9 protein-coding genes are annotated in these 11,827 nt (G+C 56.3%); 2 read left to right on the top strand and 7 right to left on the bottom strand.

Annotation, left to right across the window (positions count from 1 at the left end; translation table 11 throughout):
• Positions 1-210 precede the first annotated feature (210 nt).
• Together C3B54_RS04175 and typA are read left to right on the top strand one after the other, a co-directional pair.
• The gene (locus C3B54_RS04175) at positions 211-969 is read left to right on the top strand and encodes an SDR family oxidoreductase (RefSeq protein ID WP_104913380.1); all 759 of its coding nucleotides are present in this window, start codon (positions 211-213) and stop codon (positions 967-969) included.
• Positions 970-1,434: 465 nt separating this feature from the next.
• Complete coding sequence (gene typA, locus C3B54_RS04170; RefSeq protein ID WP_104914258.1) at positions 1,435-3,342, top strand: translational GTPase TypA; 1,908 nt, start codon at positions 1,435-1,437, stop codon at positions 3,340-3,342.
• Positions 3,343-3,453: 111 nt separating this feature from the next.
• On the opposite strand, the gene C3B54_RS04165 is transcribed toward typA, so the two are convergent.
• From C3B54_RS04165 to C3B54_RS04135, 7 genes are all read right to left on the bottom strand, one after another.
• The gene (locus tag C3B54_RS04165; protein WP_104913379.1) at positions 3,454-5,160 is read right to left on the bottom strand and encodes an ABC transporter substrate-binding protein; all 1,707 of its coding nucleotides are present in this window, start codon (positions 5,158-5,160) and stop codon (positions 3,454-3,456) included.
• Positions 5,161-5,181: 21 nt separating this feature from the next.
• A complete protein-coding gene (locus C3B54_RS04160; protein ID WP_158665525.1) occupies positions 5,182-6,552 on the bottom strand; it encodes an ABC transporter ATP-binding protein in 1,371 nt (456 codons plus the stop codon).
• Positions 6,553-6,565: 13 nt separating this feature from the next.
• Positions 6,566-7,744, bottom strand: a complete 1,179-nt coding sequence (locus tag C3B54_RS04155; protein ID WP_104913377.1) for an ABC transporter ATP-binding protein — start codon at positions 7,742-7,744, stop codon at positions 6,566-6,568.
• Between the two features lies 1 nt (position 7,745).
• On the bottom strand, positions 7,746-8,678 hold the full coding sequence (locus C3B54_RS04150; protein ID WP_104913376.1) for an ABC transporter permease: 933 nt from the start codon (positions 8,676-8,678) through the stop codon (positions 7,746-7,748).
• Positions 8,675-9,688 (bottom strand): ABC transporter permease, encoded by a 1,014-nt coding sequence (locus C3B54_RS04145; protein ID WP_158665524.1) that lies wholly within the window; start codon positions 9,686-9,688, stop codon positions 8,675-8,677. The genes C3B54_RS04150 and C3B54_RS04145 overlap by 4 nt, the downstream gene beginning before the upstream one ends.
• A 187-nt stretch (positions 9,689-9,875) precedes the next feature.
• A complete protein-coding gene (locus tag C3B54_RS04140; RefSeq protein WP_104913374.1) occupies positions 9,876-10,646 on the bottom strand; it encodes a hypothetical protein in 771 nt (256 codons plus the stop codon).
• A gap of 199 nt (positions 10,647-10,845) precedes the next feature.
• Positions 10,846-11,781 carry an NAD(P)-dependent oxidoreductase gene (locus tag C3B54_RS04135; protein WP_104913373.1) on the bottom strand — a complete coding sequence of 312 codons (936 nt, stop codon included), beginning with the start codon at positions 11,779-11,781 and terminating at the stop codon, positions 10,846-10,848.
• Positions 11,782-11,827: the final 46 nt, after the last annotated feature.

Genomic DNA, 11,827 nt, shown 5'->3' with positions numbered 1-11,827 from the left:
CTCACATTGACAGCGGTCGTCGACCGGAAACTTCCTCTTCCACCACGGCGTGCGCGAGCCATGCGCCTCGCCCGGGCGCACCCCTCGCACGCTGCGAGCAAGTCACTGGGTTACAACGGGGTGGTCAGGCTCAGATGCTCCAGCCTGCGCCCCTGATAGCAGAGCTCATAAGCTGGTCAAACGTGCAGTCATTTCCAGGGAGAGGGCCAAATGGTTACCAGGTCAGAGGTTCTTGATGGGGACATAGTCCTGGTTACCGGGGCTGGCCGAGGCATCGGGTTGGGCATTGCCACCGCGATGGCCGCTGCTGGAGCAAATGTTGCGATGGTGTCCAGAAGTGTTGCCCAGCTCAACGAAGCGTCACGCGGCGTCCCGGGGTCGCTGGCCGTGCCCTTCGATGTGTCTGAGTTCGCTGGGTTATCTCAAGTTGTAGACGACATCGAGACCCACTACGGGGCAATGGTCAACACCGTGGTGCACGCTGCAGGTATTCACGCCAGGCACAAAGCAGAAGACTTTGACCTGGATGTGTGGCGCAGGGTAATCGAAGTGAACCTTGTTGCCCCGTTTGCTCTATCTCAGGAAATTGCTCGGCGCCAGCTGGCTGCCGGCCAACCCGGCCAACATGTTTTCATTGGATCCCTGACCAGCTTCATCGCTATCCCTGAAACCTCGGCATACACTGCCTCAAAATCTGGGGTTTTTGGGGTAGTGAGAAGCCTGAGTCAGGAGTGGTCTGGGCGGGGCATCCGCGTTAACGGGATTGCTCCTGGGTACGTGAGAACGGAATTGACGGAAGTCGTGTTTGCCGACCCGGAGCGCTCGGCACACAACCTCTCACGCATCCCCATGGGGCGATTTGGCGTCCCCGAAGACATTGCACAGGTTGCAGTGTTTTTGGCCTCACCACAGTCCGCTTACGTGACCGGCCAGATGCTCCCCGTTGATGGCGGGTGGCTGTCGGCTTGAGGTCAGTCCCACCCTGCCCGCACTCTTCACACAATCCGCCCACACCTCGCAGGCCTCGAAGGAATTCCTGCGCCGCAGCAATCCGGTGCAGCGCGAAACCTTCGAAGCAGACCGCCAAACCTCCTCCTATGCCACGTTGGCTGTTGCCCCCGCTGTTTCAGCGGTCACCCCTTCGCCGAGTTTGGTCAATTCCTCAGTTCGCGAGAACGAAGAGGGTCCTCCTGACCAGACTCACAGGCAAAAGGGATGCTGGGTAAGTGTGGAACAACAGCTCATGGATCACACGCCCGACGACGTGTTCCAGGCCATTACCCCGCACCATGGGCTTACGCAGCTGTGGCAGAAAGAACCCCTCAGAGTGGCCCCCACACGAGACCCCGCGCGGGAGACAACTATCGCCGTTAAGATGGGGTCGCAGGGCTTCGGTTGGAAACTTCTGCACCTCTTAGCCCTAAGGACACTCTCATCGCTCTCACTACACGCGACGACGTGCGAAACGTCGCCATCGTCGCCCACGTTGACCACGGAAAAACCACTCTTGTCGATGCCATGCTTGGCCAGACAAACTCTTTCGCCGCTCACGGCGAAGTCACCGAACGCGCCATGGACTCCGGTGATTTGGAGAAGGAAAAAGGGATCACCATCCTTGCCAAAAACACGGCGGTGACCTACTCCGGTATCCACGCAGAGGGTAAAGACATCACGATTAACGTGATTGACACTCCCGGTCACGCCGACTTTGGCGGTGAGGTGGAACGAGGCCTCAGCATGGTCGACGGTGTCGTGCTCCTTGTTGACGCCTCAGAAGGACCACTTCCACAAACGCGTTTCGTCCTTCGAAAAGCCCTCGCAGCCAAACTTCCCGTCATCTTGCTGGTGAACAAAACCGACCGCCCAGACTCGCGAATTGACGACGTTGTGGCGGAAACCCAAGACCTCCTTTTGGGTTTGGCCTCTGACCTGAGTGACGAAGTTCCCGACGTTGATGTTGATGCACTCCTTGACTTGCCCATCATTTACGCTGCTGGCCGAGACGGTGCGGCGAGTTTGAATCAGCCCGCTGATGGTTCGCTACCGGATAACCCCGACTTAGAACCCCTCTTTGGTGCGATCCTCACGCATATTCCCGCCCCTACCTACGACGATGAGCACCCGCTCCAAGCCCACGTGACCAACCTCGACGCGTCACCCTTTTTAGGACGCATCGCACTCCTGCGCATTTTCAACGGGACGATGAAAAAGGGTCAAACCGTGGCGTGGGTCAAACACGATGGCACCGTACACAACGTGCGCATCACCGAGTTGATGAAAACCCGTGCCTTAGAGCGATACCCCGCGGAGAGTGCCATGGCCGGCGACATCGTCGCCGTGGCAGGCATTGAGGACATAACAATCGGCGAAACAATCGCCGATCCCGAAGACGTCCGGCCATTGCCCGCCATTACGGTCGACGAACCAGCCATCTCGATGACCATCGGTACAAACACTTCTCCCCTGGCCGGTGTGGTGAAGGGTCACAAGCTGACAGCACGAATGGTGAAAGACCGCTTGGACCGCGAACTAATCGGTAACGTCTCGATCAAAGTTGTTGACGTCGGCCGCCCAGATGCCTGGGAAGTTCAGGGCCGTGGCGAATTAGCTCTGGCCATCCTGGTAGAGAACATGCGCCGTGAAGGGTTTGAACTCACTGTGGGTAAACCCCAAGTAGTCACGAAAGTGATCAATGGAAGCACGCACGAGCCCCTCGAAGCACTGACCATTGATGCCCCAGAAGAGTTTGTGGGCGCCATCACCCAACTGTTAGCTGCGCGCAAAGGCCGGATGGACAATATGGCCAACCACGGCACCGGGTGGGTGCGCATTGAGTTCACCGTTCCCTCCAGGGGGCTCATCGGTTTCCGCACCGAATTCTTGACCCTCACCCGCGGTCAAGGAATCGCTAACGCGATTTCCGCCGGCTACGGCCCCTGGGCGGGCTCTATCGTGATGCGAAGCTCCGGTTCAATTGTGGCTGACCGCCAAGGTGTGGCGACATCGAACGCCATGATGGCTCTGCAGGAGCGGATGAGCTTCTTTGTGAAACCCGGTGATGCGGTCTACGAAGGCATGGTGGTCGGAGAGAACTCCCGAGCCGACGACATGGATGTCAACATCACGAAAGAAAAGAAGCTCAACAACATCCGCTCCTCCACCGCGGAAGAGCTCGAGCGCCTCACCCCACCACGCCAACTTTCTCTCGAAGAGTGCTTGGAATTTGCCCGAGAAGATGAGTGTGTGGAAATCACGCCGGAAATTGTTCGCATCCGCAAAGTAGAGCTTGATCAAACCATGCGTGCGAGGACAGCCTCAAGGCTGAAGCGCCAAGACGCCTAGCAGATCCGCTTCGAGGCGTAGGGCTTTCCTTCTGGTCACACTCTCTGGGTTGCAGTAAGGCCGGCGGGCACCACCGCCGGCCTTACTGATTTACCTAGACTGCGAGGCCGTCTACTCCGCAGCTTTGGTGAAATACTCGTAGTGCGGGCCACGCCACAGTGGGTTCACTGTGAAATCACCCAACCAGGAGCGATAGGGGAACGCGAGGCCCTCTTGAGCCGCGTAAACCCACATCGGGTCATCATGGAGCAGTTGCTGCAACTCGGAATAAATCGCTTGTCGCTCATCCGGGTCAACAGTTGCTTTGCCCGCATCAATCAGGTCGGCAATTTGATCCGGGTTTTCATAAGCATCTCGCATACCGTGCTTTTCACCCCAATCGCCGTCTGGGTGTTGGTGCGGGTCGAAGAACTGGTGCGGGTCAGCACCGGGATCGGCGTTCTTCACCCACAGTGCGTAGGGCACTGGGTCGGCACCTAAATTGTCATCGAATTGGGTTTCCGCCTGGTTGACAACATTGACCCGGAAATTGGGATTCAACTGTTCAATGCCGTCCTTCATCAGCAGGGCAACACCTTCGAACTCCGGCTCACCCGACTGCACCAGGACCGACACGGTGAAACCCTCGTCCCAGTAGGGTGTCTGCTCCATCAGTTCTGCGGCCTTATCGAGGTCGTAGTTGTAGATGGGAGCGTTTTCGTCGTAACCGAAGACACCCTGAGGGATGTATGCGGAATACCGTGCACCGTAACCATCCAAGAAGGAGTCGATGTAGGTGTCGTAGTCAAACGCATAGTTAAAGGCTTGACGGATTCGCTTGTCGGCGAAAAAGTCAGCCGGAATGGTATCGCTGGCGGGCAAGTCATCGGAGCGCATGTTGAAGCCCAAGTGGATGGGCTCGAGCAACAGGCCACCTTCAAAGATTGACACACCCTCCACACCTTCGACATCACTCACGTTGGAGGGTGAGATGTCGATAATGTCTGCGTCACCTGCCTGCAATGCGAGCACTCGGGAGCTTTCCTCGGGGGTAATGTCCCATCGGACACCAGCCTTTGCGGTCTCGCCCCAGTAGTCCTCGTTGATGATCATGGTGAGCGATTCGCCGCGCTTCCATTCACCAAACGAATAGGGTCCGGTTCCCACCATGTTGGTGTCCATCCACTCGTTAGGAGTGTTTTCTTCAACCCCGCCATTGTCGTTTACCGCTTCGGGGCTCACGACGGAAGCCACCGTGTTCAACACGACGGAATAGAGAAAGGAGGCGTCTGGCTCAACGATGGTTACCTCGAAGGTGAAATCGTCCACGGCGCGCATCGACTCGACAGAGTCGACCAGAGCAGCAGCCTGACCTTCCGGCAGATTCATCGTGATGACCCGCTCCCACGAAAACACCACGTCGTCAGCGGTAAAGTCGGTGCCGTCGTGGAACACTACGCCTTCGCGTAACGGGAACGTGTAGGTCAAACGGTCTTCACTCACTAACCCGTTTTCTAGGGTTGGAACCTCGGTAGCCAAAGACGGAATCAGGTCTGGACCGTCGGGCCCTACGTCCACAAGGCGTTCGTACACGTTGTCGATGAAGCGCTCGCCCTTCTCACCTTGCTCTGTACGAGCAGGATCCAGGCTTCGCGGCTCACCGTTTTGAGCGTGAACAATCACGCCGGCGTTGCGGACCTCGCCGGACGCTGCTCCTCCGCTTTGAGGAGCACCGGCACAACCCGCAAGCACCATGCTCAGTGCCGCCACGCCGGCGGCGATGGGCACTACTCGAAGCGAGTTTCGCGTCGAGTTTGTACTTTCCCACTTTGTTCTCATAATGCTTACCCTTCTTTCTTGTTAGTCGGTAGCTGTAGTGTCGCGCCGAGGCAGTTTGCCTAGGCCCTGAGTGCGAGTGCACGACGTCCAGCGCCCAGGTTGCAGCGCTTGAAGCTCGGCGTCGGGCACCTCATTGAAAGCCATCGTGACCGTTTGGCCGGTCACCCCTAAGGGTTGGTCCAGTGCATCGTGCGCACTCATTTGACGCACGTGATCAGCAAAATCTTGGGCGGAGTTTTCGTCATCGAACAGGACTTCAGCGGCAAAGTCGCTCGAGCGCTCCACTCGAGAAATCGCCTCGAATGTTCGTGGGCTCAGGTCTTCAACCGAAAAAAACACATCATCAACGGACCACCCGCAGCCGGCGGCAGCGACCGGGCAACGAGGGTGGAGTCGGCAACCACGAGGTGGATTAACCGGGTTGGGTACCGTTCCAGAAAGCTCCCATTCGTTGGTAACCAGGTCGTCCTCCAAGGAAGGATTTGAGTCACGCAAAATCCTGGAATAGGGGTGAAGAGGATCGTTAAAAACCTGAGCGGTGGGTCCGAATTCGGCAATTTGACCCAGGTACATGACGGCAATCGAGTCCGACATGTGCTGCACCACTCCAAGATCGTGAGTGATGAAGAGATAGGTGAGCCCGAGCTCTTCCTGCAGTTCGACCAGAAGATTCAAAATTTGCGCCTGTACCGAAACATCAAGTGCGCTAGTCGGCTCGTCCAAAATCACAAACTCCGGATTGAGCGCGAGCGCCCGAGCAATAGAAATCCGTTGGCGTTGGCCTCCTGAAAACTGGTGGGGGTAACGGAGCAAGTGCTGTGAGCCCAAGCCAACCCGTTCCAAAAGTTCAACCACTTGGCGGTCGAGGTCTTCACCTGAAGCCTCACGATGCACACGCAAGGGCCTACCTACGATGTCACGAACCAAATGGCGGGGGTTCAGGGAGGAAAAAGCGTCTTGAAAAACTACTTGAGTATTTCGGCGATATTTGCGCTGCCTCTCGCGGGACATCGCGCCAAGGCGATGGCCACTCTCAAGTGCTTTCCAAAGGTCACGATCACCAGTTTCCATCTCCGAGGACTCAAGTGATCGCAGCCGTTGCACATCGCGCTGTTGTTCGGCATCAAGATCCAGCCAGATATCGCCCCCGGTTGGCGTGACAAGACCGGCAATCACACGCCCCAGGGTCGTTTTCCCACAACCGGATTCCCCCACCAATCCAAGTGTCTGCCCTCGGGCAATGGTCAGGTCAACCCCGTCTACCGCACGCACTTGACCAGTCACCTTTTGAAGCAGTCCCTCTTTAACGGGATAGTGCACCTTGACGTCGTTCAATGACACCACGGCTCCACGATCAACGTCGTAGTCCTGGGTCAGACTTTCGTGAATCATCGTCATAGTGACGCTATCCCTTCAACTTTTCGGCGGGAATGGGCATGTCCGCTTCGGACACCGACAAATGGCTGGCTTCCTCGAAACGGAAACACGCAACATTTCTGGAGGGGGACAGAGCAAGCAGATTCGGCACCGTGGACCCACAAGCGGGCGCTGCCCATTTGCACCTACCGGCAAAGTGGCACTGGGCCGGTGGGTCGATAAGCTGCGGGACCGAACCCGCAATGGCAGCCAGCTGACCGCGAGGGGTCCGGGAGTGAGGAATGGCACCCAGTAGTCCCTCAGTGTAAGGATGCTGGGGCGAGGCAAGGACCTCTTTTGCTGGACCGGTTTCCACAATTCGCCCCGCGTACATTACCGCGACGCGGTCTGCGAACTCCCGAACGAGTGAAAGATCATGCGTAATGTACAAAATCGCCGTACCCCGTCGCTTTTGCATCTCGTGAATGAGCTCTAAAATTCGTGCCTGAATGGTCACATCGAGTGCTGTGGTCGGCTCGTCGGCAATTAATAGGTCAGGATCGCATGCCAAGGCTTGGGCAATCATGACCCGCTGTTTCATTCCGCCCGAAAGCTCGTGCGGGAAACTTTTCATGATTTTCCGCGGGTTGGGAATTCCTGTGTCGGCAAGCGCGCGCATCACCGCGTCATCAATCGATTTCTGCAATGCGATTGATTTCTTTCTTTGCGTCAACCAGAAGAGACGGCGTCGCAGGGCGCCCGCTCGCTGCTTGGCAATTCTTTTTTCCTGGTGACCTGCCGAGACAGAATCGATGCCCGCGTTGTCCAACACCATCGTTGAGCGATGCTCTCCAAAAACCTCGCCAAGCTGCTGCCCGATTGTCAAGGCTGGGTTCAGAGCCTTTCCTGGGTCCTGGAAGATCATCGAAATCCGTTCCCCGCGAATGGAGCGAACCTCTTTCATTGGGGCTTTCAAGATGTCCGTGACGGTAGCGTCGTCGTTCCTCAACAAGATTTCCCCTGAGGCATATTCGCCAGGGGGCTCGGGCACTAGGCGAAGAATGGAGCGAGCTGTCACACTCTTTCCACAGCCCGTTTCCCCGACGAGCGCGAGCGTTTCATGGGGCTTGATATCAAACGACACATCGTCAACAGCGTGGGCAACACCCTTTGATGAGTGGAACCGAACGCTGAGATTTCTTACTCGCACTAGCCAGCTGTCCGACATATCAGCGCCCTTCCGTCTTGGGATCCAAAACATCTCGGAGGCCATCTCCAACGAGGTTGAACGCCAGGGCCCAGAGGACGATGGCGAGGCCAGCAAATGTCGATACCCACCAATGGCCAGCAAGAAGACCTGACTGGCCGGCACTGACCATCGCGCCCCATTCGGTCAAGCCAGCTTGTGCGAGTCCAATAAAACTCAGGGTCGCCCCAATCAGCACCACATTGCCCATGTCCAAGGTCGCTTGAACAACAAGTGGGGTTACCGCATTGGGTAAGACGTCTTTCCGGTAGATATTCCAGGTGGAGTCGCCCACGACGCGAGAGGACGCGACGTACTCCGCTTGCTTCACCCGGATGATTTCGCCACGAATAATCCTCGCGTATTTCACCCAAAACACTGCTGCGAGGGCCAGGATGATGTTCCTAAAAGACGGCCCAAGGACCGCGGCGATAGCCAGGGCAAAAATCAGCTCTGGTATTGATAGGAAGACATCAACGATGCGCATGAGCAAGTTGTCGAGGCGCCCGCCACGCATGGCCGCGACACTACCCACGATTGTTCCAAACACGAGCGTGAACAACACGACAGAAAGCGACAACTGGAGGGAGAGCCTCGACCCCCAAATGACGCCGTACAAGACGTCACCACCTTGGGAGTCAGTGCCAAGAACGTGGCCTGCAACTCCTGGTGGCGAGTCAATGTTGGCCCAATCCCGGGGGCTTTGGTAAGCGTCTGGCTGATTGGGTTCGGTCAACAATGGCGCAAAGAGCGCCATTAAGAAGAACGCAAAAATGATGACCAGTCCAATTACGGTGAGCGGGTTACGAAGTACCTCAGTAGCCACTTCCCTTCGCCGTGCCCATTTGACGCTCGCAGCGCTCTGTTTGGGGAGCTCTGCGGAAATTACGTCTCCGTTTGTCTGAAGAATTGTCATCCCCCCAACACCACCCTTCGATCGAGGTATGCATAGGCCACATCGACGGCAAGGTTGACCGTCATGAAGATAAAGGCGGTGATCAACACGTAGGCCATGATCGTGGCTTGGTCTCCTGAGAGAATTGCACTCGTTACCCACTGACCAAGGCCCGGCCACCGAAAAATTAGCTCCACGGCGACTGCTCCTTGGAGGAGGAAGCCGAAACTCAGACCAATCACCGTCGTGGTGGGCACAAAGGCGTTCCGACGAGCGTGGCGTCGAATTACCAGACGTTCGGGCAGCCCCTTCGCCCTCGCGGCATCGACGTACTCCTCGGACATCGCCTCGACCATCGACGACCGCATCATTCGAACGATAATCGCCATCGCTCCGAAGCCGAGAACAATTGCGGGCAAAACCAGATGCCTTAGTGCGTCGAGAAAGGCAACGGGACTACCGTTCAAGATGGCATCGAGGCTATACATTCCCGTGAAATGAGAAATCGAGGAGTAAATTTCGGGTGTTGAGCGCCCCAGCGGGAACCAGCCGAGCCACAGATAGAACGGCACAAGGAGCAATAACCCGAACCAAAAGGTGGGCGTGCTCGCACCGAGAATGGAGAAAAATCTCGCTCCATGGTCAGGCCACCGGTTTCGCCTAACCCCGGCGACAGTTCCTAATGCGATCCCTGCGAGCACGGCAATCAAGCCAGCCGCTAGCGCGAGCTCCAAAGTGGCCGCAATTTTGCTTCCGATCACTTCGGTAACCGGAGCAACAGAGACCCCAGACCAGCCGAGATCACCGCGTAACAGACCACCGAGCCACGCCAGATACTGGACCGGAATGGGACGATCAAGAAGGTAACGCTCTTCGAGCGCAGCCACTTCGTCAGGCGTCATGTTAGGGGTGGCATAGATGCCGACAGGAGAACCTGTAAACCTGGTGAGAGTGAACACGATGATGCTGACGCCCAGCATGATGAACGGGAGTAACGCCAATCGCCGTATTAGGTAATCCCTCACCTGCATTGTTGCCTCCATTGGCCCGCAGAATGTCGCACCTTTGCCACATTTTTGCAATCGATTGCTACTAACCTAACGCAGAAAAAATATTGTGCAACCCTTTACCGCTAAATGTTTGGGTTTTGCAATTAAAGCGGAAACGAAAAACCGCTCAAGCAGTTACCACCTCATGAAAAAGCGGGAAAACGGCCTGCTAACGAGAAGAATCTAAGAGATCTTTGATCTGTTGTTCGTTTGGAGTATAGGCGTGTGCTGCCGCGCGAATGTCAGCCAAAACGGTCAAGGCGTCGATAGTAATTTCCTCGCCGGCGATGCAACCAAAATCCGAGGATTGGAGGAGATCGACATAGGCCTTAGTGGCTAACGCCGGCGCTGATTCGCTGAAAACTTCCACCAAGGATTCAGGTGCAGAGGCAAGAATGATGCCAGTCGCCTCCTCCCACATGTCCAGAAATGCTCTGGTTGAGTCGGAGACCGGACCAGCCATTTGGCAAAGAACTGTCCCCAGGTAGTGGTCGCTGACATCGACCGATGAGGACCACTTTTTTAGTCCAGCGGCTTCAGCCGCAACAGCCGTTTCAGCATTCAAAATGCTGCCACTGATGTCGCCCTCTGTAATGGCCACGAGTCTCTTGGGAGTGGCCCCCACCGGTTTGAAAGAAATACTTGAGTCCTCGACGCCCAACTCTTCCAACATCCTCAGAAGTAGCAGGGCAAAACCGGAACTCATAACATCGACGCCCAATGTGCAACCAATGAAATCGGTTGGATGTTCAATATCCCGCGAGGTATAAAGCGCGAGGCCCAGCCCACGATCTATCGGCCTCAACAGGCGCAAATTAATCTTCTCTTTGAGAGGGTTAGCGTCCGTCGTCGCATAAAGAAGCACGTTGTCTGGACTCGTCACCACGAGGTCATATTCACCATTGCGAAGAGATTCGAACTGTCCAGGCGAAGAGGCCACTCGGTCAGTTACCCAGGACAGACCGTACCGACTATCCAGCCCAAGCCCCCGCGCCACAGCCAATACGGGTGACTCGCTAAACTGACCAATCTTTATCCGGGGAAATGACTGTGCCATGCATTACTCCTTAGATTGGTCGGCCGTCGTGGATTTGCCACAGTGGAGACCGTGAGAAGGGACTCCACCGCTGAACTACTCACTAGTGCTCAGGTTCGAGACCATCACTAACATCTGCGTTCTCCGGCTTTAGGCTAAGCCCAGCGCCCTTAGCAACTGTCCGAATCAGAGTCGCAAAGTCCTCCTCCGTGTTACCTGAGCCCACCTCTTGGGCCACGATCTGCCGTGTGGCAGAAGCAATGGGCATTGGTGCTCGCAAGCTATTCGCAGCGTCGAGCCCCAGGTCGAAGTCTTTTTGCAGGAGAGGCATTGTGAAGGTCGGATTAAAGTCCAAATTCACCATCGCCGGTGTCTTGTAACGCGTAAACACAGAACCCATTACAGATTCGTTGAGGAAGTTCAGGAACGCCTCTCTGCTAACCCCACCTTTCTCCGCAAGGACGGTGATCTCGGCGAGCGACTGCGTGACCACACCGAGAAACACGTTGTGGGCAATCTTGACCAATCGGGCAACCTCACCGTCACCTACGTAGGTCACACCGCGACCAAAGTGCTGTAGGACAGGCTCTATGGCGGCAAAAGTTTCTCGCGGTCCGGAAACCGCCACGGTGAGCTTGCCAGCGGCAATCACCGCAGGGTTGCCACTGACCGGAGCGGCTAGGAAGCCAGCCCCCCGCGCATTTGCTGCCTGTCGAATCTCGTCAGAAGCCTCCATCGATACCGTCGATGAGTCAGCAATCACACTTGGCACTGCCTTGCCAGTCAGTAGACCGTTTGCTCCCAACATGACCTCTTCTAGATCCTTGGGAGCCGACACCATGCTGAACACTAGGTCGCGGTCGGCTAGTTCTACCGGCGTGTCGACAACCTTTGCTCCCAAGGAAACTAACGGCTCCGCTTTGGACTTCGTTCGGTTGTAAACAGAAACGTCATATCCTGCGGCGAGAAGCCGGGAGGCAAGTTGAAAACCCATCCTTCCGACGCCGATCCAACCAACTGTCAATGCATTTTTGGCCACGGGCTTTTCCTCCTTGGAAAGCTTTTGCTAGGTCTACGGATTACAC

Source organism: Pontimonas salivibrio, from assembly GCF_002950575.1.
GTDB lineage: Bacteria > Actinomycetota > Actinomycetes > Actinomycetales > Microbacteriaceae > Pontimonas > Pontimonas salivibrio.
Note: the sequence above shows the minus strand (reverse complement) of the source record. Positions and strands in the feature narration are given on the sequence as shown.

Coding starts and splice junctions, on each gene's coding strand:
- C3B54_RS04175 (WP_104913380.1), top strand. CDS start 211: ATGGTTACCAGGTCAGAGGTTCTTGATGGGGACATAGTCCTGGTTACC.
- C3B54_RS04155 (WP_104913377.1), bottom strand. CDS start 7,744: ATGTCGGACAGCTGGCTAGTGCGAGTAAGAAATCTCAGCGTTCGGTTC.
- C3B54_RS04150 (WP_104913376.1), bottom strand. CDS start 8,678: ATGACAATTCTTCAGACAAACGGAGACGTAATTTCCGCAGAGCTCCCC.
- C3B54_RS04145 (WP_158665524.1), bottom strand. CDS start 9,688: ATGCAGGTGAGGGATTACCTAATACGGCGATTGGCGTTACTCCCGTTC.
- C3B54_RS04160 (WP_158665525.1), bottom strand. CDS start 6,552: ATGATTCACGAAAGTCTGACCCAGGACTACGACGTTGATCGTGGAGCC.
- C3B54_RS04165 (WP_104913379.1), bottom strand. CDS start 5,160: ATGAGAACAAAGTGGGAAAGTACAAACTCGACGCGAAACTCGCTTCGA.